Source organism: Streptomyces sp. NPDC052043 (assembly GCF_044548235.1).
GTDB lineage: Bacteria > Actinomycetota > Actinomycetes > Streptomycetales > Streptomycetaceae > Streptomyces.
This window is the reverse complement of sequence record NZ_JBIUBT010000010.1, coordinates 161453-187609: the sequence shown is the minus strand read 5'-3', so window position 1 is coordinate 187609 and position 26157 is coordinate 161453. Positions and strand designations below refer to the sequence as shown.

Below are 26157 nucleotides of genomic sequence, written 5' to 3'. Positions count from 1 at the left end.
GTCAGAAGACGCCGGGCGCGCTCAGCGCCGCCAGGGAAGCTCCGCCGTCACCCGGGTGGGGCCCCCGGCCGGCGAGTCCACGAGCAGGATCCCGTCCACCGCGTCCAGTCGCTCGGCCAGCCCGGCGAGGCCCGACCCCTTCGACACGTCCGCGTTCCCGACCCCGTCGTCCTCGACCTGGAGCATCAGCCGGTCCTCCGCCCGCCAGACGTCCACCGAGGCGGACCGTGCCCCGCTGTGCTTGCTGATGTTCTGGAGCAGCTCGGAGACCGTGAAGTAGGCGATCCCCTCGATGGCCGCCGCCGGCCGTTCGGCCAGATCGACCTCCACCCGCACCGGCACCGTGCAGCGCGAGGCGACCGCGGACAGGGCCGCGTCCAGGCCGCGGTCCGTCAGCACCGCCGGGTGGATCCCCCGCGCCAGGTCCCGCAACTCCTGCAACGCGGTCTTCACCTCGCCGTGCGCCTCGTCCACCATCCGCGCCGCCGCCCGCGGATCCTCCGCCAGCTTCTCCTTCGCCAGCCCCAGATCCATCGCCAGCGCGACCAGCCGGGCCTGCGCCCCGTCGTGCAGGTCCCGCTCGATGCGCCGCAGATCCGCGGCGGCCGTGTCGACCACGACCCCCCGGTCCGACTCCAGCTCCACCACCCGCGCCGACAGCCGCGACGGCCCCAGCAGCCCGTACACCAGCACCCGGTCCACCATCGTCAGAGCCCGCACGATCCACGGCGTGGCCAGCGTGAACAGCAGCCCCACCAGCGCGGTCACCGTGATCTCGAACGGGTTGTCGAGGTAGATGCCGTGCTGGCCGTCGCCGTAGAGCTGGATCCCGCCCTGACCGGCCCACATCGGGAACACCCAGAACCACAGCGGATACGTCAGCAGGCTCCAGCCCAGCGTCCAGAAGACCAGCGAGACCGAGAAGGAGAAGACCGCCCACGGGAAGTGCAGGACCGCGTAGAGCAGGGCCCGCCAGGAGGTGCCGCTCTTCAGCAGGGCCCCCGTCCAGGCCATCAGGCCCCGCCGCTTCGCCCGCAGCGGCTGCGGCTCGGCCACCTCCAGGCCGAGCAGACGGCGTGCCCGCGCCCGCTCCAGCACGCCGAACAGGCGGCAGCCGGCCAGCGCCGCCGCCAGCACCGGGACACCGAGGAACGTCACCAGCAGGCCCGCGCTCAGCGACACCATGGTCACCGCGTACGTGAACAGCATGATGCCGATCGGCAGGTTGAGCAGCACGTACCCGAACTCGCGCCAACTGCGGGCCTCGAACGGCGCCCGCAGCCCGGCCGGCAGCAGGTGCCGTTCCCGGCGGGTGCCACCGTCGTGGAATCCGCCCGCGCTGTAGGGCCCGTACCCCGGTGCGTCCTGCGATCGGTACTGGGTGGCCATCGGCGTCGTCCCGTCTCCTCGTCCGTGCTTCCTGCGGCTGTCCCGCCGTACATCCAGCGTGCTCGGCCGCGGGCGGTGGGACCATGGAGCACGTCGGCGTCCTGGGCGGGGGGTTTTCCCTACCTCGTGCCGGTGGCGCCCCTGCCGGAGGCGGCCACGCCGGACCCGGCGGGACCGGCGCCGTCCGTACGGTCCCGCCACGGCAGCTCCGCCGTGACGGTCGTCGGACCGCCCGGCGGCGACTCGACGACGAACAGGCCGTCGACCGCGTCCAGCCGCTCGGCCAGACCGCGCATGCCCGTCCCGCCGTCCAGCCGGGCGCCGCCGCGGCCGTCGTCCCACACCTGGATCAGCAGTCGGTCGTCGGTCCGCCACACCTCCACGGAGGCGGACCGCGCCCCGCTGTGCTTGCTCACGTTCTGGAGCAGCTCGGAGACCGTGAAGTAGGCGATGCCCTCGATGGCCGCGGCCGGACGCGACTCCAGGTCGACCGTCACCCGCACCGGCACCGTGCACCGCGAGGCCACCGACGACAGGGCCGCGTCCAGGCCGCGGTCGGTCAGCACGGCGGGATGGATACCGCGGGCCAGGTCGCGCAGTTCCTGGAGCGCGAGCTTCACCTCGCCGTGCGCCTCCTCGACCATCGCGGCCACATGCTCGTCCGACTGGCCCTCCAGCAGCTTCTCCTTGGCCAGGCCCAGACCCATGGCCAGATTGACCAGCCGGGCCTGCGCCCCGTCGTGCAGGTCCCGCTCGATGCGCCGCAGATCCGCGGCGGCCGTGTCGACCACGATCCCCCGGTCCGACTCCAGCTCGGCGATCCTCCGCTCCAGCTCGTCGGACGGCGACAGCAGGCCGCGCACCATCGCCCGGTCCACGTTCGCCAGGCCCCGCGCGAGGAAGGGCAGCACCGGCCAGAGCACGAAGAGCGAGGTCAGCGTGAGCGCGAAGGTGAACACACCCCAGGGCAGCCGTATGAAGTGGTACAGCGCCGAGCGCCAGCCCACCGGGTCCTTCAACGCCATCCACATCCGGCCGACCAGCCCCTTCGAACCGTGCAGGGACAGCGGGCTCGGTTCGTCGATCCGCACCCCGAGCAGCGCCCGCGCCCGAGCCCGCTCCAGCCGGCCCAGCAGACGCGAGCCCGCAAGCCCCAGCGCCAGCAGCGGGAAGCCGATCACGTTGAGCGTCAGCGCGCTGCCGGTCAGGAGCACCGTCACCACATAGACGAAGCCGAGCAGCGACACCGGCAGATTCACCAGGAGATGCGTGATCTCCCTCCAGGTGGGCAGGTCGTAGGCGAAACGGGCTGGGGGCAGCCGGTCCTCGGCGCCGGCTGCCGCCGGATCGGCGGCGGGGATGCGAGCGGTCATAGGGGCCAGCGTGCCGTGCGGCGGCCGTCGGCGCCATGAGGTGGGCCGCCCTCGGACACTGGGGAAAACCCCACCTTCGCGTCCCACGGTGTGACGGGCTGCTTACCCGTCCTTTATCAGGGCCTAGACTCCCGTGCGTACAGATCGTCGAACAGCCGAACAGTACGGGGCCGTACGGGGCCGGGAAAACAGGTCCGCCAGGGCCAGGGAGTGAGGAACGGACGGTGCGGGAGACGTTGCGGGGGTCGACCGCCGTCGTCGCGGCGGACTACTTCCAGTCCTACTCGGTCGTCGGCGTGCTCGCCGTCGTCGGCGTGCTGTTCGTCGCCGTCGCCTTCGGCGCGGGACGCCTGCTGCGCCCGGTGGTCCCCACCCCGGAGAAACTGCTGACGTACGAGTGCGGTGTCGACCCCGTCGGCGAGGGCTGGGCACACACCCAGGTCCGCTACTACGTCTACGCGTTCCTGTACGTGATCTTCGCCGTCGACTCGATCTTCCTGTTCCCCTGGGCGACGGTCTTCGCCGCCCCCGGCTACGGCGCGACGACGCTCGTGGAGATGTTCATCTTCCTCGGCTTCCTCACCGTGGGCCTGCTGTACGCATACAAGAAGGGCGTCCTGACATGGACGTGACCCCCATCACCCCCGAACCGGTACCGCTGCCGGAGCCGAAGCGGCTGGGCACGCTCGCCCGGCTCGCCCCGGAGCCGATGAAGGTCGTCCTGAACTGGGGCCGGCGCTACTCGCTCTGGGTCTTCAACTTCGGCCTCGCCTGCTGCGCGATCGAGTTCATCGCCGCGTCGATGGCCCGGCACGACTTCATCCGCCTCGGCGTCATCCCGTTCGCGCCCGGGCCCCGCCAGGCCGACCTGATGGTGGTGTCCGGCACGGTCACGGACAAGATGGCCCCGGCGATCAGGCGGCTGTACGAGCAGATGCCCGAGCCCAAGTACGTCATCTCCTTCGGCGCCTGCTCCAACTGCGGCGGCCCGTACTGGGACTCGTACTCCGTCACCAAGGGCGTCGACCAGATCATCCCGGTGGACGTCTACGTCCCCGGCTGCCCGCCCCGCCCCGAGGCGCTGCTCCAGGGCATCCTGAAGCTCCAGGAGAAGATCGCGCACGAGTCGCTGGGGGAGCGGTACGCGACCGGGACGGCCCGTCCTTCGACGGCGGCGCTGCAGAGCGGCCTCGTGCGGCCGCCGGCCGGCGCGGCCACCGGCGAGGGGGACCCGCGATGAGTGGGGCCGGCTGGCTGCCCGCGCCCGTCGAGGAACTGTTCGGGACCGGGGCGACGGCGGAGGAGGCCTACGCGGTCCTGACGGTGGACGTGCCGCCGGACACCTGGATCTCCGCGCTGCTGACCGCCCGCGACGAGCTGGGCTGCACGTACTTCGACTGGCTGAGCGCCGTCGACGAGCCGGGCACGGGATTCCGCGTCTCGGCCCACGTCGTCGCCCTCGCCCCGGTCCGGCGCCTACTGGTGCGTACGACGGTCCCGCACGAGGCGCCGGTCCTGCCGACCGCGGTGGACGTCTACGCCGGCGCGGCCTGGCACGAGCGGGAGACGCACGAGATGTTCGGCGTCTCCTTCCGGGACCACCCCGCCCTGGACCACCTCCTCCTGCCCGAGACCTTTGAGGGCCACCCCCTGCGCAAGGACTTTGTCCTCGCGGCCCGCGTCGCCAAGGCGTGGCCCGGTGCCAAGGAACCCGGGGAGCCCGCGGCGGGTGCCGCCCACGGCGGGCCCAAGCGCCGCCAGATACTGCCGCCGGGCGTGCCCGACCCCAACGAGTGGGGCCCCCAGAAGGGCCAGCTCCCGCCCGCCCCGTCCCGCCCGGCGCGGGGCGCGGCCCGGCCTGCGAGCGACCGCCCGGCCCGCCGAACGCGCACGGCGGCGGAGGGCTCCGCCGGCCGGGCGGCCACATCCCCCACGGCTCCCGGCCCCGAGCAGCCCACGGCTCCCGCCGCCCGGCCCCGCCGGACACGCAGCGCGAGCGGGGGCTCGGCGAGTCAGGTGGCCGGCCGCGACGAGGGTGCGACGGCGCCCGCTGAGGGCTCCGCCGACCGGGCGGCCACGACTCCTGCGGCTCCCGGCCCCGAGCAGCCCGCGGCTCCCGCCGCCCGGCCCCGGCGGACACGCAGCGCGAGCGAGGGCTCGGCAAGTCAGGCGGCTCGCCGCGACGAGGGTGCGCCCGGGCAGGCCGACGTGACGGCAGCCGAGCGCGCCGCGACCACGCCGCAGGCGGCTCCGGAAGCCGGGCCGCCCGCCGAGGGCGCGCCTGAAGACGCCGGCCGGCGGGACGCGGCGAGCCCGAAGCCGTCGGCGGCGCCGCGCAGTTCGGACGCCCCCTGGCACCACGCCCGTCCGGCGTTCGACGAGTCCGCGCCGAGGTCCGAGGACGACGAACCCGACGCCACCGAACCCCCCGCCACGTCCGACGAACCGGAAGGAGGCCCGCGGTGAACGGTGTCGTCGATGTCGCCCTGCGACTGGTCGTCGTCTTCGTGGTGTTCCTGACCTTCCCCCTGATCGTGGGGCAGACCGAGCACAAGGTGATGGCGCACATGCAGGGCCGCCTCGGCCCCATGTACGCCGGCGGCTTCCACGGCTGGGCCCAACTCATCGCGGACGGCGTGAAGTTCGCACAGAAGGAGGATGTGGTCCCGGCCGGTGCCGACCGCCGGGTCTTCCAGCTCGCCCCCGCCGTGGCCCTGCTGCCCTACCTCCTCGTGCTGCTCGCCATCCCGATCGGCCCCGGTGAGGGAGCCGTCGGCCAGGTCCTCGACGCGGGCATCTTCTTCGTGCTCGCGGTGATGGCCGTCGGCGTGCTCGGCTCGCTCATGGCCGGCTGGGCCTCCGCCAACAAGTTCTCCCTCCTCGGCGGCCTGCGCACCGCCGCCCAGCTCCTCGCCTACGAGCTGCCGATGCTGCTCACCGCCGCCTCCGTGGCGATGGCGGCCGGAACGGTCTCCCTGCCCGGCATCGTCCACGCCTTCCACTGGTGGTGGCTGCCCTGGCAGATCGTCGGCGCGATCGTCTTCTTCGTCGCCGGCCTCGCCGAACTGCAACGCCCGCCGTTCGACATGCCCGTCGCCGACTCGGAGATCATCTTCGGCGCGTACACCGAGTACACCGGGCTGCGCTTCGCCCTGTTCCTCCTCGCCGAGTACGCCGGGATCGTCGTCCTGTGCGGACTGACCACCGTCCTCTTCCTGGGCGGCTGGCACGGCCCCTGGGGCGCCGACGGCCTCGGCTGGCTGTGGACCCTGCTGAAGGCCGCGATCCTCGCCTTCGTCGTCATCTGGCTGCGGGTCACCTACCCCCGCCTGCGCGAGGACCAGCTCCAGAAACTCTCCTGGACCCTGCTCGTCCCCCTCTCCCTCGCCCAGATCGCCCTCACCGGCATCGTCAAGGTGGTGATCCAGTAGCCATGGCCCCCATCCCCGGCAGCGGCCTGGCCAAGGGCCTGGCCGTCACCCTCCGCACGATGACGAAGAAGACCGTCACCGAGCAGTACCCCAACGTCCAGCCCGACCTGCCGCCCCGCACCCGCGGCGTCATCGGCCTGTTCGAGGAGAACTGCACCGTCTGCATGCTGTGCGCCCGCGAGTGCCCGGACTGGTGCATCTACATCGACTCCCACAAGGAGACGGTCCCCGCGGCGGTTCCCGGCGGCCGCGACCGCAGCCGCAACGTCCTCGACCGCTTCGCCATCGACTTCTCCCTGTGCATGTACTGCGGTATCTGCATCGAGGTCTGTCCTTTCGACGCTCTGTTCTGGTCCCCGGAGTTCGAGTACGCCGAGACCGACATCCGCGAGCTGACCCACGAGCGCGACAAGCTGCGCGAGTGGATGTGGACCGTGCCCGCGCCGCCCGCCCTCGATCCCGGCGCGGAGGAACCCAAGGAGATCGCCGCCGCCCGCAAGACCGCCGAGAAGCTGGCGGCCGCGCAGGCCGAACCGCGGGAGGGGGAGGACGCGTGAGCATCGCCGCCGCAAGCCACGGCTTCCTCTCCCCGACCGGCGTCGAGATCGCCTTCCTTCTCGTCGGCCTGGTCACCTTCGGCGCCGCCCTCGTCACCGTCACCACCCGGCAGCTCGTGCACGCCGCCCTGTGGCTGGTGGTGGCCCTCGGCGGCATCGCCGTGGAGTACCTGCTGCTCACCGCCGAGTTCATCGCCTGGGTGCAGGTCCTCATCTACGTGGGTTCCGTCGTCGTCCTCCTCCTGTTCGGACTGATGCTCACCAAGGCCCCCATCGGCCGCTCCCCGGACGCCGACTCCGGCAACCGCTGGGCCGCCCTGACCGTGGCCGTCGCCGCCGCGGCCGCCCTGGTCTGGGTGGTCGTCGACGCCTTCCGCACCACCTGGGTCGACCTGGACGGCGCCGCCGCCGGATCGACCAGGGCCACCGGCGAGAGCCTGTTCCAGAACTGGGTCCTGCCCTTCGAGGCCCTCTCCGTCCTGCTCCTGGCCGCGCTGGTCGGCGCGATCGTCCTGTCCCGCAAGGCGAAGGCAGCCGCCGCCCCCCAGGCCGCCGCGCCCCGGGCCCCGGGGGCCCACGGCGGCCCGGGCGCGAAGGAAGGTGTCCGCTGATGCACCTCGCCTATCCCGCCGTGCTCTCCGCCCTCCTGTTCTGCACCGGCCTGTACGGCGTCCTCGCCCGCCGCAACGCGATCCTGGTCCTGATGTCCGTCGAGCTCATGCTCAACGCCGTCAACCTCAACCTGGTCGCCTTCGACGTCTGGCTCAGCAGGGCCGCGATCGAGACCCTGCACTCCGGTCAGGCCCTGACCCTGTTCACCATCGCCATCGCCGCCGCCGAGATCGGCATCGGCCTGGCGATCGTCCTCGCCGTCCACCGCAACCGCGGCACCTCGGACATCGACCGGCTCCGCGACTCCGCCGAGGGCCCCGACGACTCCGACGACGGCCCCCACAGCGCCGCCGCGACCGCTCAGGCCGCTGAGAAGGCTGAGGCCACCGCGTGACCACGACCACCCTCGCCGTCCTCGTTCCCCTCCTTCCGTTCCTCGGCGCCGTGGCCGGTCTGCTGCTCGGCCGCACCGCGCCCGGCTTCGTCCGCCCGCTCGCCGTACTGCCGCCCCTGGCCTCCCTGGTCCTGGCCGTGCTGGTCGCCGCGGACCAGGGCGGCGGCCGGGCCGTAGACGCCGCCACCGAGCTCACCCCCACCGGCTCGGTGCCCATCGAGCTCGCCCTGCACATCGACGGCTTCGCCGCGCTCGTCGCCGTCCTGGTCGGCGTGGTCGCCACCTGCGTGCAGATCTACTCCATGGGCTACCTGCGCGAGGACCCGCGCTACCCCTCGTACGCCGCGCTCGTCTCCCTGTTCACCTCCGCGATGCTGCTCGTCGTCTACTCGGGCGACCTGATCGTCCTGCTGGTCGGCTGGGAGGTCATGGGCATCTGCTCCTACTTCCTGGTCGGCCACTACTGGGAGACCCCTCAGGCCCGCGCCGCCTCCCTCAAGGCCTTCCTGGTCACCAAGCTCGGCGACGTGCCCTTCCTGATCGGCCTGTTCGCGCTCGGCGCCGACGCCGGGTCCTTCCGGATCACCCAGGTCCTCGGCACCGTCGCGAGCGGCGGACTGCACCACCCGACCCTGATCGGGCTGCTGCTCCTCGCCGGCGTGGCGGGCAAGTCCGCGCAGTTCCCGCTGCACACCTGGCTCCCCGACGCCATGGCGGGCCCGACGCCCGTCTCCGCGCTGATCCACGCCGCGACGATGGTCGCCGCCGGTGTCTACTTCGTCGCCCGGCTCCTCCCCGTCTTCCAGGCCTCCTCGGCCGCGATGGTCGTCCTCGCCGTCATGGCCGCCGTGACGATGGCCGGCTCGGCGCTCGCCGCCCTCGCCCAGGACGACATCAAACGCGTCCTCGCCTACTCGACGACCGGCCAGCTCGGCTACATGACCGGCGCGCTCGCCGTCGGCGACCGCGGCGCGGCCGTCTTCCACCTCCTGTCGCACGGCGCCTTCAAGGCGCTGCTGTTCCTCGCGGCCGGCGTGATCATCCACGCCGCCGGCACCAACTCGCTGGCCGCCATGTCCCGCATGAGCAACCTGCGGGCCCGCGTCCCGGACGCCTACTGGACGATGACCGTGGCGCTCCTCGCGCTCGCCGCGATCCCCCCGTTCAGCGGCTTCTTCTCCAAGGAGTCCGTCCTCGGCGCCGCGGAGCACGTCGCCACCGGGAACACCAGCCATGCCCCCGTGGCGGCGGGCTGGACCGTCCTCGTGGCCGGCCTCCTCACGGCCCTGCTCACCGGCGCCTACGCCATGCGCCTGTGGCTGCTGGCCTTCCGCGGCCGGGGCGCCGAGGCCCCCGACCACGGCCGGCAGCCCCTCGTCATGAACGCGGTGCTCTGGGTGCTCGCCCTCCCCTCCCTCGCCTTCGGCGGCCTCGCCTTCCGCGTCCTGCCCGGATGGTTCGACGGCCGGGACCTGACCCCCACGCTCATCACCTCCGTGCTCGGCACGGGGGTGGCCCTGGTCGGCGGCATCGTCACCTACGGCGCCTGGCAGCACGCCACCGCGCTCGCCGCCCACCCCGAGGGCGCCGGACTCGCCGACCCCGGACGGCTGCTGCTCGGACCGCTGCACCGGCACGCGGCCGTCGGCTTCCACCTCGACGCCGTGTACGCGGCCCTGTTCGTCCGGCCGGTGCTGGCCGGAGCGAGCCTCGTCCGGTTCCTCGACCGGGAGGTCGTCGAGACCTACGTACGCGGCGCCGGCGCCGCACCCCGACTGCTCGGGGCCGTCGTACGGCGCGCCCAGACCGGCAATGTGCAGACCTATGTGAGCGCGCTGCTCGCCGGCACCGTCGTCCTGGCGGTCGCTGCCGTCCTTGTCGCCACGGGAGCGTGAGCAGGCGTGATCGATATCAACGAGTCCGTGATGCAGTTCCTTCTGGCGTTCCTCGTCGCCGGCCCGCTCCTCGGGGCGCTCGCCGCCCTCCTGCCCGCGCCGCCCGGGCTGAAGGGGAAGTCACCCGAGCAGGCCGTCCTCCGGCACGGCGTGACCGTCACCGGCGTGATCCTCGCCGCGGCGATCGTCCTCGCGCTCGGCTTCGACCACGCCCACCCGTCGAGGATGCAGGCCACGACCGACATCAGCTGGATCCCCGCACTCCATGTGCGCATCCACCTCGGCGTCGACGGCATTTCCCTCCCCCTCGTCGTGCTGACCGCGCTGCTGACCTTCCTCTGCGCGCTGTACTCCTACTTCAAGCCGCCCGCGGGTCCCACCCCGAAGGCCTTCGTCGCGCTGCTGCTCCTCCTCGAGTCCGGCACCCTCGCGACCTTCGCCGTCCTCGATCTGCTGCTGTTCTTCCTCGCGTTCGAGACGGTCCTCATCCCGATGTACTTCCTCATCGCCCGCTGGGGCGGCGAGGGCCGTCGGGCCGCCGCCTGGCGGTTCATCCTCTACACGCTGCTCGGCTCGGTCGTCATGCTGCTCGGCCTGCTCCTCGTCGGGCTCAGGGCGGGCACGTTCGACATGGTGGCACTCGCCACTGACAACGGCCGGTCACTGACCGCGTCCGTGCAGGTCATCGCCGTTCTGGCGATCGGTCTCGGACTCGCGGTCAAGACACCGATGTGGCCGCTGCACAGCTGGCTGCCGGACGCGCACACCGCCGCCCCGACCGTCGGCTCGGTGCTCCTCGCCGGCGTCCTGCTGAAGATGGGGACGTACGGCTTCGTCCGCATCCTGCTGCCGATCGCACCCGACGGCTTCCACACGTTCGCGCCCTATCTGGCCGCCCTCGCCGTCGTCGGGATCATCTACGGATCCCTGGCCTGCCTCGCCCTCGTCAGGCAGGGTGCGAAGGGCGACCTCAAGCGGCTCATCGCCTACTCCTCGGTCGGCCACATGGGCTTCGTCCTGCTCGGCATCGCCACCATGACCCCCACCGGCGTCAACGGCGCTCTCTTCGCCAACATCGCCCACGGCCTCATCACCGGCCTGCTGTTCTTCCTCGTCGGCGCGCTCAAGGACCGCACCGGCACCACCGACCTCGACGCCCTGGCCGAGAAGTCCGGCGCCGCGCTGTACGGAAAGGCCCCGCGTCTCGGCGCACTCATCGCCTTCGGCGCCGTCGCCTCCCTCGGCCTGCCGGGCCTCGCCGGGTTCTGGGGCGAGATGCTCGCCCTGTTCGGCTCGTTCCAGCCGGCCGCCGGCCTCAGCCGGCCCGCCTTCCTCACCTTCATGGCGATCGGCGCCTTCGGCACCCTGCTGACCGCCGCGTACATGCTCGTCGTGGTCCGCCGCGTCTGCATGGGCGCCGTACCGCGGCAGGCGCCGCGGCTCGCCGACGTCCGGGGCTACGAGTTCGCGGCCTGGACCCCGCTCGTCGCCCTCACCGTCCTCGCCGGACTCTGGCCGAAGGCCCTGCTCGGGCTCACCGACCCGGCCGTGCAGCAGCTCCTCGCAGGAGGCACCCGATGAGCGCCCTGGCCCAGACGGCGGCCGAGTCGATGGTCCAGTCCGTCGACTGGCTCGCCGTCGCGCCGCCCACCCTCACCGCGGTGATCGCCCTCGTGGTCCTCGTCGCCGACCTCTTCGTGCCTCAGGCGCGCAAGCCCCTCCTCGGGTGGCTCTCCGTCGCCGGACTCGCCGCCGCCGCGCTGCTGCTCCTGCCGCTCCTCGACGGCGACCGCGCCACGTTCTGCCAGACCGGCCACCCCGACGTCTGCAGCTACACCGCCGACCGGTTCACCCTCGTCATCCAGTTCCTCGTCCTCGGTGGCGCCCTCCTGACCGCGCTGCTGTCGGTCACCGCACTGAAGGACGGGCGCAGGACACTGCCCGAAGGGGAGTTCTGGTTCCTGCTGCTGGCCTCCGCCGCCGGCGCCGCGCTCCTGCCCGCCGCACGCGACCTGGCGACCCTCGTCGTCGCCCTGGAGGTCGCCTCCCTGCCCGCCTTCGCCCTCGTCGGCCTTAGGCACGGCGACCGCAGGTCCTCCGACGCGGCCCTCAAGTTCTTCCTGTCCTCGGTCACCGCCACCGCCGTCAGCCTGCTCGGCGTCAGCTTCGTCTACGCCACCACCGGCACCCTGTACCTCACCCGGATCGCCGAACGCGTTCAGCACGTCGACGGCCAGTTCCAGACGCTCGCCCAGACCGGCGTCGTCCTCACCCTCGTCGGCTTCGCCTTCAAGACCGCGGCCGTCCCCTTCCACTTCTGGGTGCCCGACACCTACGTGGGCGCCCCCCTGCCGGTCGCCGCCTATCTGTCGGTCGTCGGCAAGGCCGTCGGCTTCACCGGGCTGATCCTCGTCACCGTCGTCGCCCTCCCGTCGTACTCCGGCGCCTGGGGTCCCGCGCTGGCCGCGCTCGCCGCCCTCACCATGACCGTCGGCAACGTCGGCGCCCTGCGCCAGCAGGCCACGCGCGCGTACAGCGCGGTACGGCTGCTCGCCTGGTCCTCCGTCGGCCAGGCCGGCTACCTCCTGGTGCCGATCGCCGCCGCGGGCTACTCCAGGGACCCGCAGAAGTCGATCGGATCCACGGTCGCCTACGCGCTCATGTACGCCGCCGTGAACATCGGCGCCTTCGCCGTGGCCGCGCTCGTGGGCCGTACCAAGGAACGCAACCGCGTCAGCGACTACCGCGGCCTGTACGCCACGAACCCGCTGACCGCCCTGGTGCTGGCCTTCTTCCTGCTCTGCCTGGCCGGCCTCCCCCCGGGCGTCATCGGGCTGTTCGCCAAGGTCACCGTGTTCTCCGCGGCCGTCGACGCCGGACTCGGCTGGCTCGCCGTCGTCATGGCCGTCAACGTCGTCATCGCGCTGTTCTACTACCTCCAGTGGGCGGCCCTGCTGTTCCGCGCGCCCGAGGGCGAACCCGTCCGGCACCGCGTCCCGGCCCCGCTCACCGCCGCCCTCGCCCTGACCGCCGTCCTCGGCGCGGCCCTCTCCGGAGCACCCCAACTGGTGCTCCGCTTCGCCGGCACCGGCCTGTTCTGAGCACCCGCGCCCCGCCACGCGCGCGTGGCGCGGCGCGGCCTCACGCGCGCGTGCCGACCGGCGCCCCACTCACCCGGACGGCCCGCGCGCCGTCGCACGGACCAGGGAACCCGTGGCCCCCGCCTGGCGTTGACCAGTTCGGAAGGGTCCACTGGACGTGACGCCACACGGCACCGGTGGAGTCGAAGCGCAGTGAAGCGAAGGGTTCCCCTGCCGCACCACTTGGAGGGCGTACCGTGCACCGCCGGCACAACGGGCTCAGGACCGCAGTCCTCCTGGGGGGACTGTCCGCACTCATCATCCTCATCGGCAGTTTCTTCGGCCGAACGGGCCTGGTCGTCGCGGTCCTCATCGCCCTCGGCACCAACGCGTACGCCTACTGGAACAGCGACAAGCTGGCGCTGCGTGCCATGCGGGCCCGCCCGGTCAGCGAGTTCGAGGCCCCGGCCCTGTACCGCATGGTCCGCGACCTCTCCACCCAGGCCCGCCAGCCCATGCCCCGCCTGTACATCTCACCGACCGAGGCACCCAACGCCTTCGCCACCGGCCGCAACCCGCGCAACGCCGCCGTGTGCTGCACGGAGGGCATCCTGCGCATCCTCGACGAGCGCGAGCTGCGCGGCGTCATCGGCCACGAGCTCAGCCACGTCTACAACCGCGACATCCTCATCTCCTCCGTCGCCGGCGCCCTGGCGTCCGTGATCATGTTCCTGGTCAACTTCGCCTGGCTGATCCCGGTCGGCCGCTCCGACGACGACGAGGGCCCCGGCCTGATCGGCATGCTCCTGATCATGATCCTCGGCCCGCTCGCCGCCTCCCTCATCCAACTGGCCATCAGCCGCTCCAGGGAGTACGAGGCGGACGCGTCCGGCGCCCGGCTCACCGGCGACCCACTTGCCCTCGCCAGTGCCTTGCGCAAACTGGAGATGGGGACCCAGCAACTCCCGCTGCCCCCGGAGCCGCGCATCGAGACCGCGAGCCACATGATGATCGCGAACCCGTTCCGCCCCGGCCAGGGACTGTCGAAGATGTTCTCCACGCATCCCCCGATGGCGGAGCGCATCGCCCGACTCGAGCAGATGGCAGGTCGTCACCGGTGAAGACAATCCTCAACGTCATTTGGCTGGTCCTGAGCGGCTTCTGGCTGTTCCTCGGCTACTTCCTCGCGGGCGTGCTGCTGTGCATCACGATCATCGGCATCCCGTTCGGCATCGCGGCGTTCCGCATCGCCGTCTACGCCCTGTGGCCCTTCGGATACACCACGGTCGAGCGCCGCGGCGCGGGTGCCCCCTCCCTCATCGGCAACGTCCTGTGGCTGATCCTCGCGGGCTGGTGGCTGGCGCTCGAGCACATCGCCGTCGCCATCGCGCTGGCCGTCACGATCATCGGCATTCCGTTCGCCATCGCCAACCTCAAGATGATTCCGGTCGCCCTGTTCCCGCTGGGCCGGGAGATCGTTCCCACGAACCAGCCGTTCGCGACGCGCTGACGGACAGGGCGCGACGGGCGACCCGAGGGCTATCGCGCCGCCCACCACCGCCGTACGCCGTACGAGGCCATGCCCGCCGCCAGCACCCCGCTCCCCACGGCCACCGAGAACCACGGCAGGGCGAACGCCAGCGTCAGGCACCCGAGGAGGCCCAGCGCCGGCACCGCGCGCCGGGCGGGAGCGGGATCGAGGGTCCAGGCGGAGGCGTTGGCGACCGCGTAGTACGCCAGGACGCCGAAGGAGGAGAAGCCGATCGCGCCCCGGACGTCGACCGTCGCGGCCAGCACCGCGACCACCGCGCCCACGGCCAGCTCCGCCCGGTGCGGCACCCGGAAACGGGGGTGCACGGCGGCCAGCACACCGGGCAGATGCCGGTCCCGGGCCATCGCCAGCGTGGTCCGGGAGACGCCCAGGACCAGGGCGAGCAGCGATCCCAGCGCGGCCACGGCGGCACCGGTCCGTACCACCGGGACCAGCCCCGGCACCCCGGCCGCCCGCACCGCGTCGGCCAGCGGTGCCCCCGCGCGGCCCAGCCCGTCCGGCCCCAGCACACTGAGCGCGGCCACCGCCACGCACACGTAGACGGCCAGGGTGATGCCCAGGGCGAGCGGGATCGCGCGCGGAATGGTGCGCGCGGGATCCCGCACCTCCTCGCCGAGGGTCGCGATCCGCGCGTACCCGGCGAAGGCGAAGAACAGCAGCCCGGCCGCCTGAAGGACGCCCCCGGCGCCGACGGAGCCGCCGACGGCCGCCCGGTCGGCGGCAGCGGCACCGGACCCCAGGCACACCACGACCACGGCGGCGAGGACCGCCAGCACGACCGCCACGATCACACGCGTCAGCCAGGCGGACTTCTGCACGCCGCCGTAGTTCACCGCGGTCAGCCCCACCACGGCCGCGACCGTCACCGCGTGCGCCTGCCCGGGCCAGACGTACGCGCCCACGGTGAGGGCCATCGCCGCACAGGAGGCCGTCTTGCCGACGATGAACGCCCAGCCCGCCAGATGGCCCCAGAACATGCCGAGTCGTTCACGCCCGTACACGTACGTGCCGCCGGAGGCCGGGTACCGGGCGGCCAGCCGTGCCGAGGAGGCGGCGTTGCAGTAGGCCACCACGGCGGCGACCGCGAGCCCGAGGAGCAGCCCGGAGCCCGCCGCGCGGGCCGCCGGCCCCAGGGCGGCGAAGATCCCGGCCCCGATCATCGAGCCGAGCCCGATGACCACGGCGTCCCCGACTCCGAGGGTGCGCCGCAGCTCGGGCGGGGACGGGGCAGCGGGCCGAGTCATGGTCCGAACCCTACTGACCGGCGTGATGGCGGCTGAACGGTGCAACCGCGGGATACGGCCGGGGCGTCCTCCTCCACGACGCGCTCCTGGCGCGGGAGGAACACGCGTGTGGTAGGCACGATCACAACACGTGACCAGCACGACAGAACGACGCGCTGCCTGCGGGCGCACCAGCACAGCCTGTCCGAACCCAACGGGAAGCACCGGGACAGTGCAGGCACGGCGTGGAAGGGCAGGTTCAGAGCATGGGCATCATCAGCTGGATCATCCTGGGGCTCCTGGCCGGCGCCATAGCGAAGCTCCTACTGCCGGGGCGCGACCCGGGCGGCTTCATCGTCACGACCCTCATCGGAGTCGCCGGTGCGTTCCTCGGCGGCTGGATCTCCGCCCGCTGGCTGCACCACCCGATCAGCCGACAACTCTTCGACGGCGCCACCTGGGTCGCCGCGATCGGCGGCTCGCTCGTGCTGCTGATCGCCTACCGCATCTTCTCCCGCAACTCACGCGACTGAGGGGAAACGCGGCCGAGTGGGAAGAGGGTGGGCACCGCGCAGGTGCCCACCCTTCTCTCTGTTCTCTCTGTCCTACCGGTAGTTCACGAACTGGAGCGCGAAGTCGAAGTCCTGGCCCTTCAGCAGCGCGATCACGGTCTGGAGGTCGTCGCGGCTCTTGGAGCTGACGCGCAGCTCCTCGCCCTGGACCTGGGCCTTCACGCCCTTGGGCCCCTCGTCGCGGATGAGCTTGGCGACCTTCTTCGCGTTGTCCTGGGAGATGCCCTCCTGGATCGACGCGAAGAGCTTGTACTCCTTGCCGGACAGCTGCGGCTCGCCCGCGTCCAGGGCCTTCAGCGAGATGCCGCGCTTGATCAGCTTGGACTGGAAGACGTCGAGGACTGCCTTCACCCGGTCCTCGGAGTTCGCCTCCATGAGGATCTTTTCACCGGACCACGAGATCGAGGCACCCACGCCCTTGAAGTCGTAGCGCTGCGAGATCTCCTTGGCGGTCTGGTTGAGGGCGTTGTCGACCTCCTGCCGCTCGACCTTCGAGACGATGTCGAAACTGGAGTCGGCCATGTCCTGTGGCTCCTTGTATCGGGGTGTGTATCGGATGCGTGCCGGCGGGCGTGGGGGAGGCCGCCGATCCCGGCCTGCGGGCCGCGGGTCGCATCCGCTCCAGCCTAGCCATCCTGGGGCGTGCCGACCGCCGATCAACAGGGTGGCGGAGCACCCCTCGCCATCGGGTATTGTTTACGTCGTTGCCGGAGAGCACCGCCGAAAAGCGGTACGACCGGCGGCATCCCAAGGCGGTGTGCCCGAGCGGCCAAAGGGAGCAGACTGTAAATCTGCCGGCTCAGCCTTCCCAGGTTCGAATCCTGGCGCCGCCACTCTGGGAAAGACCCCCTCCGAACTGCGGAAACGCAGAGCGGAGGGGGTCTCTTCGTTATCCGACGCCGTTGTTCGATCGGGCCCGAAAAGTGGCGACTTGTCTCACCTCGTCACGCGGAAATCCCAACCCTGATCAGCGCGTGTCCCCCAGGGGACGGGCCCGGCTAGCCCACGGCTAGCCCCACTCTTTCAGCGCAGCCTCGATCCGCTCGTTTGCTCGGTGCTGGGTCTGTGCCAGCACCTTGGCGTACACCCGGAAGAGCACCGCGATGCTGTGACCGGCTCTCCGCGCGCACTCCATTGGGTCCACCCCCGAGCTGAGCCAGAGGGATACCCCCGCGTGGCGAAGATCATATGGGCGGCGGGCCAGGAGCGAGGCTGCCTCAGCCGGGCCGAGTACTTCTTGCCGCGATCTCGCCCACACCTCGCCGTAACCGGTCTCCTGGAGCACCCCGTTGCGGTTGGTCCGGAAGAGCCGGCCGTCCGGGGCGGTCCCGTACCGCTGGATATGCTGGCGCAGGATTTGAACGAAGTGTGGGGGGATCGGAACGGGGCGGGAGTCCCTCTTCGCGCGCGCTTTCAGATGGCGGTCCTCATGGGCCCGGCCGTCGTCGGTCCAACCCGTGCCAGCGCGCACGATCCCTTGGCGCAGTGTCAGCGTTCCCCAGCCGGTCTCGGGCAAGTGGCACTGGGGCAGAGCGAGTGCTGCTGCCTCGGCTGGCCGCATCGCGGCGTAGTAAAGGCAGCCGAAGAACGCTTCCAGGTGCTCACCACGCGTCCCCTGCTCCCGCACACCCTTGAGCAGCGCACGGACCTGGCGCGGATTGGCGACGCTCTGAGGGTCGACTTCCTCCACCGACTTCGGGGCGGTCCATTTCACGGTCGTGAGCGGATTGACCGGAGCGGTGAAGTACTGGGCTTCCACTGCCATGCCGAGCACGTCACTCAGACAGGCTCGCTTGCGTCGAGCGGTGCGGGGAGCCGCAGGAGTGCCGTCCAGCTTGAGAGCGAGGGCATCCAGGGCTAGGCGGACGGTGGCCGGGTCTTCCAGGGCGGAGACAGGCAGTGAGTTCTTGGCGAGCCAGCGCAGGGCCGCAGCAATCTCGGCAGGCTGTTCCTCACTCCAGCGGTTCTTGTTGTACGCCCAGCCGTAAAGCGCCGTGCGCAAGACTCGCGCGTCTGGACGGCCGGCGGTCGACTTCACCAGAACCGGCGTGATGGATGCCAAGGCATCCGCGTAGTTCTTGCGTGACTTGGCCGGCGCCACTGCCCATTTGCGCTCGACGTAGGACTGGCTGTGCTCGTACCAGGTGACGGCGCCTTGCGCCGCGCGCAGCTCGGAGACTGGAAGGCCTGTGTCCTCGTCGAACTGCTCACCGCGGCGGACGGCCGCCATCAGTTCGGATCGGCGTCCGTCGGCTTGAGCCTTGAGTTGGTAGCTCTTGGAGTGCTTCCGCTTCCCGACCAACCAGCGCACTCGATACGGCTTGGGCCGCTCGCGGCGTACTTCGATGGCGTAAAGGCGTGCGTCGTAGGTGAGGGACATGTTCCTCCATGAACAGGGGCCCGCCGGATTCCCGGCGGGCCCGCAGGTGCTGACAGGTCAGGCAGCGCTCAGCTCGCAGTGATCCCACCAGGCGTCGAGGTCGCTGCGACGGCACCGGATCTGCCCGTTGGGGAGCTTGATGAGCTTGGGGGCCTTGCCGCGTGCGCGCATGCGGTAGAAGGCGGCTCGGCTCATGCCGATCTCTTCGAGGACTTCGGGGAGCTTGAGCATCTGGGGGCGGGCCAAGGTGCGACTCCTTGTCTCGGTCTCTCTTCTGGGGAATCCGCAACATCCGCCACGCCGCAACATTGCAGGTCAGCGGCTTGCTTTTGTGGCGGATAGCGGTTCTGTTGCGGATAGGTGCCGCCACACGCACGGTGTGGCGGCACCTATCGGGCGGACGGGGTCAGCCGGCCACGCGGAAGAGCGGTGTGGCGGTTTCCGCGGGGCTGTGGCGGATCGCGAAGGGGCTATCCGCCACAGATTCACCCCCGCTGACCTGCGGTGTTGCGGATGTTGCGGATTTCTGAGGGGGCGGGGGCAGTAGCGGAGCCAGGCGTCGGAGAGGTCTTCCGCGTAGTAGCCCTTGGGGGTGCCAGACGGGGTGCGGATGCCGCGCGGCTTGATGGGCTTGTTGGCGGGGGTGACGTACTGCCCGAGCAGCTTGGACAGCATCCGCGAGTTCAGCGGCTTGTCGTCCACGTCGCCCCACGGGGCGTCGTCCAGGGCGAGCAGCATTTCCAGGATGACGGCGGTGGGCATGCGGTCCGCGCCGCAGAACACCTTGTCGCGCAGGTCGGTCAGCAGCCGCACCCCGAGCGAGGCTTCGTCGTTGTCGTGGGCGGCGTTGACCAGCTCCAGGCAGGCCGTGCGCGCTCGTGCCGGCCACTCGCCCCCGGCGGCGTCCGCGACGGCGAGCAGGGGCTCCCACACGTCCGCAGGTCGGTCGGTGACGCCTTCGGGGAGGTCGGGCCAGGCCCCGGTGACCTGCTCGCGGACGCTGTCGGCCCACTCGGCGAGGCGGTCTCGCAGAACGTGGCCTTCGCGTTCATTGAGCCTCTGCCGGTAGGGCTCCACGCGCTCGTTCGGGGCGCGCTTGCGCATGCGGATGATGACGGAACGGGTCAGGATCGTGTCCGGCAGCGAGCCGAGCCCGGCCATGGCGACAGCGCAGAACGAGGAGAACCGCTGCACGCTCTGGTTCGCCCCGTCGCCCACACAGCGCAGCATGGTTCCGATGCGCCGGTAACCGGAGTTGAGGAAACCGCGGACGGGTTCGTTGTCCCCCGCCTTGGGGCCGAACACGGTGTCGATCTCGTCGAAGAGAAGCGTCGGTCGTCCCTCCGCTGCCTCCACCAGCCGGAACAGGGCGTTGGGGGAAGCGTTCACGGTGGCCTCAGCGCGAGGGGTGAGGGTTTCCACGATCTCCAGCGCGCGGGACTTGCCTGATCCCGGCTCCGGGGACAGGAAGGCCAGACGGGGCGTGGAGTCGAAGCAGTCGAGCAGGTGCGCATGTGCGTCCCACAGTGCGACCGCCACGTAGGCGGCTTCGGTGGGGAAGACGTTGAAGCGGCGGTGGAAGGCTTCCACCTCGTTGAGCAGCGCGGCCCCGTCGATGGTGGGGGTCATGCGGCGTTCCTCCTTTCGGGGAGCGTTGCGGGGGTTCCGGTGCAGGCGGATTTGTGGGCGTCGTACTCGGTGACCAGGGCGGCGACGGCTCGGGGGTCGGTGGCGGTGCCGGTCTGTCCGCAGGTGCAGGTGCAGGTGCAGGTGCAGGCGTAGGCGGCGGTGGGGGTGTCCCCGTGGCGTTTGGACCAGCGGGCTCCGTCCCAGTGGTGGCGGTAGACCGGTGGGGCGTAGATGCGGATGCCGGGCTGGTCCGGCGTCGGGTCTTCCGTGCCGTGGCGTGCCTCGTCGGCCCGGAACTGCTCAGAACGAAGGACAGAAAGGACGCCCTGGCGGGCGGCGACCTTCGGCCCGCCTACACCGGCCGGGTCCACAGGTTGTGGAGCGGCCCGGCTGCCTGCGCCGTTCCTGCGCTTTCCCAACCGGCTGTTGCCAGCTGCGGCTTTGGCGTTGCGGCGGGCGTCGGCGACCGCGCGGCGGGCCGCCGTGGTGTGTGCCCGCCGATCGGCACGCGACCCGGCCGCGCCCTGCTGCGACGCTCGCAAACCCCTTATCTGACCGATCCGGCCAGCACTCTTCCCCGCGCTGCCGGCCGCGTGTTTGGAGAAGCCCTGACCAGCCTTCCTACTGGTCTTCCCGCTGGTGGCGGTGCTGCTGTGGCGTGCGGCCGGGCCGGTGCCGCGGCGGTGCTGGCCCGGCACGCTGCCGGATCGGCCACCGCTGCGACCGGCGCGAGAGCTGCCCGAACGGCCACCTGCGCTACGGCTGCTGCCTGCTCCCGTGCCACCGCGGCGTAGGGCCGCGTTACGGGCGGCGTTGTGGCCGGCGGCGCGCGCGGCGGCCCGTCGTGCCTCGCGGTGCGGGTTGGGCTTGCGGGAGCGGGTTGCGGTGAACGTGCCCAGGACCACGGCGCCGGTTGCGGCGACCATGGCGGCGATCGGGCCGCCGGCCAGGGATGCGGCGGCGACCGCACTAACGGTGCTGTTCGCCCCGGTCAGAGCGAGGGGAACGACCGGCCAGCCGCCGGGCGTGTGCTCCACCTCCTTCACGTCCTTGACCGCGGCGGGCATGCGGTCGGGCGGCGGGGGCGGAGTGGTCGGGGCAGCCTCGACGGCTACCGGCTCGGTGCTGAGTTCCGTCATGCTGAGAGCACTCCTCTAGTGGAGTAGGGCCCGGCCGGGGCTGTAGGAGGCGATTGGCCGGGCCTGCCAACAGGGCTTATGCGGCGCGCTGTTCTTCGGAGTAGGCGCAGGGGCCGCACACGCCGAGCGAGGCCGGGATGACGTATCCGGCATCCCGCAGGCACTCGGGGCAACTGCGGCGAGCGGCGTTTGCCTTGGCCAGGGCCGCCCATTTCGCGGGCGTCATCGGCCGGACGGGCTTGGCGTGCTCGATCGAGTAGAGGTAGGCGACCAAGGGGCCGCGCCGCCGCCGCAGGCGTTCGACCTGGGCCACTACGTCCTGACCGCCAGGCCGGAGTCCTTGCGCGCGGAGTTGGCGGCGTGTGGCTAAGCCGTCCGGTGCCAGGCGCCATCGGTAGACAGGGATGCTGCTCATGGCGTCAGGCGGTGGTCAGGCTGCGCGGCTGCGCGGCAAGTTGCGCGGCGCGCGCGGCGCGGAAGTCCCGCAGCCAGTTCCGCGCGTTTCCGGGGTCCACCCCGAACCGCTCGGCTAGTTCCGCGGCGGTGGGCTCCTGCCCGCCAGGGGCGGTCAGAGCGTGGAGGTAGTAGGTCCAGCCGTCCTGCTTGGCAGGCGACTTCCAGACCGTCTCCCCACCCTCCAGGGCGCCCTCGGGGGCCTGCGGGCGGAGGCCGGCGAGGTCGCCGCACAGCCGCTCATACAGCGTCCGGGCCTCGGTGATCTGGCCATTGAGCTGCTGCAACGCCTCCGCGTGGGACTGGTAGGCGGCCCGCGCCTGCTGAGCCTGGACGGTGAGCGCATCGAGCTGCTGACGCTTGGCGCCAACCTGCTGTTGAGCCTGCTGGATGAGGCCTTCCGCGCGCTGCCGCGCGGCCTGCTCATCCTGCCGCGCATCCTCCGCGCGCTGCCGCGCAGCTTCCTCGTGCTGCCGCGCAGCAGCCGCGCGCCCAGTCGCATCCTCACCCTGCTCCAGCAAGGCGGCCTGCTCCCGACGAACCCCTTCCAGCCCCTCCCGCGCGGCAGCCAGTTCCTCTGCCGCGCGCTGCCGCGCGGTCTCAGCCTCCTGCCGCGCGGCTTCCGCGCGCTGCCGCGCATCCTCGGCCTGGGCCGTCAGCGTGGATGCCTCCTGGCGTTCCACAGCCGGTGTCACCGCGAGGTCCTCGATCAGGGCTAGGACAGCGGCAGGCGTGCCGTAGTCGAGGTTGGCGACCTCGTCCACGCGGGTCAGCGCAGCCAGGCGGCGCACCAGCGCGAGGGCCTGCTCACGGTCGGTGGCCACGTCCGCCCGGTCCAGGGCCTTTTGGGCTTTGCGGCGCCAGCGGCGCACCCGGCGGGTCTTGCCCGCGGCCAGAGCCAGGCGCAGCCGGTAGACGCGCAGCGCCGCCCGCTGCACCATGGCCGCCCGCGCGATCGCGGACGACGACGTGCGCGCGTCCAGACCGAGCAGGGCGAACAGTTCCGCCCAGGCGTGCTGCCACAGCAGCGCCACCAGCCGGGCCGGACCCGGCCGCCCGCTCTCGTCGTCCTGACCGGGCTTGACGTGGTGCAGCTTGCTGCGGAGCTGAAGCTCGATCAGCCACGCTGCCAGCGCCGGCACCGCGGCCAGCACGGGGCGGGCCCACCAGTTCGGGGCGTGCACCGCGTTCATCGCCGCGGAGAAGGACACCAGCATCCACGCAGTGCGGTGCATCAGCCGGAGCTCCCGCGTCCAGCCCTTCTCGGGGTCGGCGGCGCGGTACATCATGACCAGCAGCGTCATTTCCGCGGCGTCGAACACCGCGATGAACGCCACCGCCAGCGACGCAGGCAGCGCGCTGGTCTGCGTGGCAAAACCCCACAGGCCATGCACACTGACCGCCACGCCGCCCAGGGCGACCACGGCTTGCGGACCGATCCCCGACAGCCACGACGACTTACGCAGCCGCCCCACAGCCCAGACCACCACCGCCAGAGCGGCGACGGCGCCGGCCAGGGGCAGCAGCCACGCCCACGGACCACCGTGCAGATTGAGGACGGCGTTCATGCGTCCCCCTCAAGCAGCCGCACCCGCGTGGCAGCGATCAAAGTGACCGGCGAAGCGGGATCGCCGGGGGCATCGCCGGCCTCCGTCCATGCCCACTCCTCGCCCGTGGTCGGCGCGTAACCGAGCCGCTGCAGCGCGGCGGCCCGGTCGGCGAGAGTCGGAACCGACGTTCCGTGGCCAAAGTCGTGGGGGCCGCCGCCGTTTCCGGAGGAGGCCATGGGCCTGCGTTAGGACCAGGAGGCCCCGCCGTTTCCGGAGGGGCCGTGGCCGCGTGGACCATTCTGACGCACGGCACTGACACCCCTTGGGTCTCTCAGCGCCTCAATGCCGCTTGGCTCACGAGCTGGTGACGGGTCGTTACGCGCCCGTTCTGATCAGTCGTGGGCGGAGTTGGTCACCGAGACCGACCCTTCGAAGCTTCTTGTCGGTGTAGCCCTCGACGTACGCGGCGTGGGATTCCTGCAGGTCAGGTCGATTCGCATGCAGCTTCGCGTGAAACAGCGAAGTCACCCAGAAGCCCCCACCGACTGCGCGGCCAAGCTCACCGAAACGCCAGCTCCTTGCGCATCAGCTCGACAAACCGTTTTCTGCGGAACCCTCTTCTCATCCCTGCTAGACATCAAGCGATGCGCTTGAGGTAGGAAAAACCAGTGCTGCGGCCCAAGCAGGACTGCAAGGTCAAATCGCCGTCATATAGGCCCGCACCGGATCCGCCCTGCCGGTTGATGACCCGGTGTCCGTAAACCCGGTATTCCGCCACGGAGGTCGGGCCCGTCACCGTGACGGCCGTGCCCACCGGCACCGTGGCAAACCGCTCAAATCCACAGTAGTTATGGCCAACCAGGACCGCCGTACCGCGAGTATCGGCACCCGGCATAGGTCCAGCCCACAGCACGGCGTACTGGCACCCATTGACAAGCCCCTGGCCTCCCTTCTTCACCACCCGAGACCACTTTCCGATGCGAATCACAGTCTGCGCAGTCCGCGTGTAACCCGTTCGCACAGCCGACCTGGGTGAAGCCTGCCGCGTCTTGGATGCGGCAGGGGTAATCCAACGCGAGGGCTGACGCACAGTGCGTGTGGTGTAGAGAGCTGCTGCAGGTACGGGGCGTCGCTTCTCCTGAACTTTCCGGCTGCCCGTACTTGCTACACCTACCTGGTGCACCGCATCAGCCAGCCTCTGTGCGGACCGTGCGGCCTGCGCATGGCCCCAGACCTCATGTGCGCGCGCAGCGCCCACATCCACGCCGCCTGCCGCGATGACAGCGGCGACGACCAAGCAGGCATTCGTGTACCTGCGGTGTACCGGACCCATCGGCTCCTCCTACGCGACTCACCTGCGTCGAGACCGTTCGGGCTGTCTGCCGCCCTGCATTCGTGCCCATTGATCAACAGCGCCCGCTGTGCCGACGCTTAGCCGTCTTGAGCCCGGAGCAAACGCGACAAGTGGTCTGGATGGAGTAGTCCAAACGACGGAACTTCTCCGCGGGACAGGACAGCAGCTCCATTCGTCACTACGAGTGACGCGGTCGACGACCGGATCGTGGGCGCCGTGGCGTTCGAAGTCAGCAACGGCAAGGTCGCGTCCCTGCGCGGCATCGCCGCCGCGGACCGGCTCGCGCGCATCAATGAGGCTGGCGGCAGCACGAACCCGACGCGCCGGTCATCAACGCATGGTGACCGGAGCCACCGGAATCCAGTGACCTGAGTCGGAGCGAGGACGGCACCCCTTCGGCCGGGGACTCATCGGCTGACAGTTCACATGTCGGGGTTCGTCGCGCAGCCAAGAGGGCATCGCCCGGGGCCGGTACCGCTCCGCCCTCCACGCGGTGCGAACGGAAACGGAAGCCGTGGATCAGCGGTAGCCCGGCTCCGCCGCCCGGCGGCCCCGGGGCAGGCGGGTGGCCAGGAGGCCGCCGAGAAGCATGGCCGTGGGGGTGGCCACCGCCAGGGCCCAGCCGAGGCGGCTGCCGCGGCGGCGTTCGCAATCCAGCAGGGCGGTGCGGATGCCCTCCCTGGTGTCCGCCTCGTCGACCCCGCCCACGGGGTGGACGATGGGCTGATCACCATCCGGACCCCCGATCACCGACGCGCATAAGGCGCCGCCGTACCCGTAGCCCCCACCGCCGCCGTTGGGTATCGCCAGCAGCCCCAGCACCGCGGCCGCGCCCACGGCGATGCCCAGCCAACCCCACCCGCGTCCTATGCTCGCCCCTCCCGCACAACGGCATCGCCGGGAACGGTACGCGGTCCGTACTCCACAGCACACGTCTTCCCAGTAGCCGGGCAGTCGTCGTTGGTCTTCGTTGGTCGCTGTCGGCCGCCCTTCGACGGCCCGCGGCGGACTGGATTATTTGATCCGCCATAACGGTGAGTTACCGGTGTTGCGTGGACGTTGAGGGCTTGGTTGTTCCGACTATGACGACAAGTGGGTCGATCATAAGAACGGAGCATCATGAAAATCCGTGGCTCTGGTCTGCTTCTGGCGGGCCTGACCTCTTGTGCCCTCACGGTGGGCGCTCACGGCGCGGCATTCGGTGCGGGTCTGTCCCGGTCCGAGCAGGCTCCCGCGCTCGCCAACGCTCTCGCTGGTGTGGACGACGAGGACGCGTCCGATGGTGATCAGCAGCATGAAGATGACGTGTCGCAGCAGTCCGACGATTGGCAGGCGCCCTCGGGCAGCGATGACGAGGCGGAGCGGACGGCGGCGGGCCCGGAGTCCGCGTCGCGGGCGGTGGCCGAGGCGGAGCCCGAGCAGGACGTGAAGGTCCACAACGACAGCTCGGCCATGGCTGAGTCCAGCCCCGAGGCGGAGGCCGAGGCGGAGCCCGAGCAGGACGTGAAGGTCCACAACGACAGCTCGGCCATGGCTGAGTCCAGCCCCGAGGCGGAGGCCGAGGCGGAGCCCGA

24 protein-coding genes, 1 tRNA gene and 3 pseudogenes are annotated in these 26157 nt (G+C 71.2%); 16 read left to right on the top strand and 12 right to left on the bottom strand.

The genetic code is table 11. The features are described 5' to 3' along the window. Positions 1 to 21: 21 nt before the first annotated feature. Entirely contained in the window at positions 22 to 1389 is a 1368-nt protein-coding gene (locus ACIHCX_RS25040; protein WP_400033042.1) for a sensor histidine kinase, read from the bottom strand. A 119-nt stretch (positions 1390 to 1508) separates the two neighbouring features. Continuing rightward, the gene (locus ACIHCX_RS25035; RefSeq protein ID WP_400033040.1) at positions 1509 to 2762 is read right to left on the bottom strand and encodes a sensor histidine kinase; all 1254 of its coding nucleotides are present in this window, start codon (positions 2760 to 2762) and stop codon (positions 1509 to 1511) included. Positions 2763 to 2986: 224 nt separating this feature from the next. Here ACIHCX_RS25035 and ACIHCX_RS25030 point away from each other — a divergent pair, with 224 nt between their 5' ends. From ACIHCX_RS25030 to ACIHCX_RS24975, 12 genes are all read left to right on the top strand, one after another. Continuing rightward, positions 2987 to 3394, top strand: coding sequence for an NADH-quinone oxidoreductase subunit A (locus ACIHCX_RS25030; RefSeq protein ID WP_400033038.1), 408 nt, complete (start codon positions 2987 to 2989; stop codon positions 3392 to 3394). Next, complete coding sequence (locus tag ACIHCX_RS25025; RefSeq protein ID WP_400033036.1) at positions 3385 to 4002, top strand: NADH-quinone oxidoreductase subunit B; 618 nt, start codon at positions 3385 to 3387, stop codon at positions 4000 to 4002. The genes ACIHCX_RS25030 and ACIHCX_RS25025 overlap by 10 nt, the downstream gene beginning before the upstream one ends. After that, positions 3999 to 5228 carry an NADH-quinone oxidoreductase subunit C gene (locus ACIHCX_RS25020; protein ID WP_400033034.1) on the top strand — a complete coding sequence of 410 codons (1230 nt, stop codon included), beginning with the start codon at positions 3999 to 4001 and terminating at the stop codon, positions 5226 to 5228. Before ACIHCX_RS25025 ends, ACIHCX_RS25020 begins: the two co-directional genes overlap by 4 nt. Then, positions 5225 to 6193 (top strand): NADH-quinone oxidoreductase subunit H, encoded by a 969-nt coding sequence (locus ACIHCX_RS25015; RefSeq protein ID WP_400033032.1) that lies wholly within the window; start codon positions 5225 to 5227, stop codon positions 6191 to 6193. The genes ACIHCX_RS25020 and ACIHCX_RS25015 overlap by 4 nt, the downstream gene beginning before the upstream one ends. Before the next feature lie 2 nt (positions 6194 to 6195). Beyond that, complete coding sequence (locus ACIHCX_RS25010; protein ID WP_400033030.1) at positions 6196 to 6750, top strand: NuoI/complex I 23 kDa subunit family protein; 555 nt, start codon at positions 6196 to 6198, stop codon at positions 6748 to 6750. After that, positions 6747 to 7361 carry an NADH-quinone oxidoreductase subunit J gene (locus ACIHCX_RS25005; RefSeq protein ID WP_400033028.1) on the top strand — a complete coding sequence of 205 codons (615 nt, stop codon included), beginning with the start codon at positions 6747 to 6749 and terminating at the stop codon, positions 7359 to 7361. Before ACIHCX_RS25010 ends, ACIHCX_RS25005 begins: the two co-directional genes overlap by 4 nt. Then, positions 7361 to 7756: an NADH-quinone oxidoreductase subunit NuoK gene (gene nuoK / locus ACIHCX_RS25000; protein ID WP_400033026.1), complete on the top strand. Its 396-nt coding sequence runs from the start codon at positions 7361 to 7363 to the stop codon at positions 7754 to 7756. Before ACIHCX_RS25005 ends, nuoK begins: the two co-directional genes overlap by 1 nt. After that, on the top strand, positions 7753 to 9651 hold the full coding sequence (locus tag ACIHCX_RS24995; RefSeq protein ID WP_400033024.1) for an NADH-quinone oxidoreductase subunit L: 1899 nt from the start codon (positions 7753 to 7755) through the stop codon (positions 9649 to 9651). Before nuoK ends, ACIHCX_RS24995 begins: the two co-directional genes overlap by 4 nt. Before the next feature lie 6 nt (positions 9652 to 9657). Then, positions 9658 to 11232 (top strand): NuoM family protein, encoded by a 1575-nt coding sequence (locus ACIHCX_RS24990; RefSeq protein WP_400033022.1) that lies wholly within the window; start codon positions 9658 to 9660, stop codon positions 11230 to 11232. Further along, the gene (locus ACIHCX_RS24985) at positions 11229 to 12752 is read left to right on the top strand and encodes an NADH-quinone oxidoreductase subunit N (protein WP_400033020.1); all 1524 of its coding nucleotides are present in this window, start codon (positions 11229 to 11231) and stop codon (positions 12750 to 12752) included. The genes ACIHCX_RS24990 and ACIHCX_RS24985 overlap by 4 nt, the downstream gene beginning before the upstream one ends. A 236-nt stretch (positions 12753 to 12988) precedes the next feature. Then, a complete protein-coding gene (gene htpX / locus ACIHCX_RS24980) occupies positions 12989 to 13852 on the top strand; it encodes a zinc metalloprotease HtpX (protein ID WP_400033018.1) in 864 nt (287 codons plus the stop codon). Next, the gene (locus ACIHCX_RS24975) at positions 13849 to 14241 is read left to right on the top strand and encodes a YccF domain-containing protein (protein ID WP_400033016.1); all 393 of its coding nucleotides are present in this window, start codon (positions 13849 to 13851) and stop codon (positions 14239 to 14241) included. Before htpX ends, ACIHCX_RS24975 begins: the two co-directional genes overlap by 4 nt. 29 nt (positions 14242 to 14270) lie before the next feature. On the opposite strand, the gene ACIHCX_RS24970 is transcribed toward ACIHCX_RS24975, so the two are convergent. Beyond that, complete coding sequence (locus ACIHCX_RS24970) at positions 14271 to 15527, bottom strand: APC family permease (RefSeq protein ID WP_400033014.1); 1257 nt, start codon at positions 15525 to 15527, stop codon at positions 14271 to 14273. Positions 15528 to 15772: 245 nt separating this feature from the next. On the opposite strand from ACIHCX_RS24970, the gene ACIHCX_RS24965 reads away from it, so the two are divergent. Beyond that, the gene (locus tag ACIHCX_RS24965; RefSeq protein WP_400033012.1) at positions 15773 to 16039 is read left to right on the top strand and encodes a GlsB/YeaQ/YmgE family stress response membrane protein; all 267 of its coding nucleotides are present in this window, start codon (positions 15773 to 15775) and stop codon (positions 16037 to 16039) included. A 72-nt stretch (positions 16040 to 16111) separates the two neighbouring features. Here ACIHCX_RS24965 and ACIHCX_RS24960 read toward each other — a convergent pair whose 3' ends face one another. Next, entirely contained in the window at positions 16112 to 16600 is a 489-nt protein-coding gene (locus ACIHCX_RS24960) for a YajQ family cyclic di-GMP-binding protein (protein WP_400033010.1), read from the bottom strand. Positions 16601 to 16829: 229 nt separating this feature from the next. Between ACIHCX_RS24960 and ACIHCX_RS24955 the strand changes: the two genes are divergently transcribed. Then, positions 16830 to 16911 (top strand) — tRNA-Tyr (locus ACIHCX_RS24955). Between the two features lie 176 nt (positions 16912 to 17087). Here the strand turns inward: ACIHCX_RS24955 and ACIHCX_RS24950 are convergent. The 7 genes and pseudogenes from ACIHCX_RS24950 to ACIHCX_RS24920 all read right to left on the bottom strand — a co-directional run bounded on the left by ACIHCX_RS24950 (position 17088) and on the right by ACIHCX_RS24920 (position 23465). Continuing rightward, a complete protein-coding gene (locus ACIHCX_RS24950; RefSeq protein ID WP_400033008.1) occupies positions 17088 to 18458 on the bottom strand; it encodes a site-specific integrase in 1371 nt (456 codons plus the stop codon). Between the two features lie 57 nt (positions 18459 to 18515). Beyond that, the gene (locus tag ACIHCX_RS24945; protein WP_400033006.1) at positions 18516 to 18704 is read right to left on the bottom strand and encodes a helix-turn-helix transcriptional regulator; all 189 of its coding nucleotides are present in this window, start codon (positions 18702 to 18704) and stop codon (positions 18516 to 18518) included. A 160-nt stretch (positions 18705 to 18864) separates the two neighbouring features. Beyond that, a pseudogene (locus ACIHCX_RS24940) lies at positions 18865 to 20087 on the bottom strand (DUF3631 domain-containing protein). Further along, a complete protein-coding gene (locus ACIHCX_RS24935; protein WP_400033004.1) occupies positions 20084 to 21226 on the bottom strand; it encodes a hypothetical protein in 1143 nt (380 codons plus the stop codon). Before ACIHCX_RS24935 ends, ACIHCX_RS24940 begins: the two are co-directional and overlap by 4 nt. Before the next feature lie 76 nt (positions 21227 to 21302). After that, complete coding sequence (locus ACIHCX_RS24930; protein WP_400033002.1) at positions 21303 to 21641, bottom strand: RRQRL motif-containing zinc-binding protein; 339 nt, start codon at positions 21639 to 21641, stop codon at positions 21303 to 21305. Between the two features lie 4 nt (positions 21642 to 21645). After that, the gene (locus ACIHCX_RS24925) at positions 21646 to 23247 is read right to left on the bottom strand and encodes a hypothetical protein (protein WP_400033000.1); all 1602 of its coding nucleotides are present in this window, start codon (positions 23245 to 23247) and stop codon (positions 21646 to 21648) included. Continuing rightward, positions 23244 to 23465 (bottom strand): DUF6303 family protein, encoded by a 222-nt coding sequence (locus ACIHCX_RS24920; RefSeq protein ID WP_400032998.1) that lies wholly within the window; start codon positions 23463 to 23465, stop codon positions 23244 to 23246. Before ACIHCX_RS24920 ends, ACIHCX_RS24925 begins: the two co-directional genes overlap by 4 nt. A 1310-nt stretch (positions 23466 to 24775) precedes the next feature. Between ACIHCX_RS24920 and ACIHCX_RS24915 the strand changes: the two are divergent. After that, positions 24776 to 24927, top strand: a pseudogene (locus tag ACIHCX_RS24915) (RNA polymerase subunit sigma-70); the annotation flags it as partial. A gap of 175 nt (positions 24928 to 25102) precedes the next feature. On the opposite strand, the gene ACIHCX_RS24910 reads toward ACIHCX_RS24915, so the two are convergent. Beyond that, positions 25103 to 25420: a hypothetical protein gene (locus tag ACIHCX_RS24910; RefSeq protein ID WP_400032996.1), complete on the bottom strand. Its 318-nt coding sequence runs from the start codon at positions 25418 to 25420 to the stop codon at positions 25103 to 25105. Positions 25421 to 25702: 282 nt separating this feature from the next. Between ACIHCX_RS24910 and ACIHCX_RS24905 the strand changes: the two are divergent. Continuing rightward, positions 25703 to 26157 (top strand): annotated as a pseudogene (locus ACIHCX_RS24905) (hypothetical protein); the annotation flags it as partial.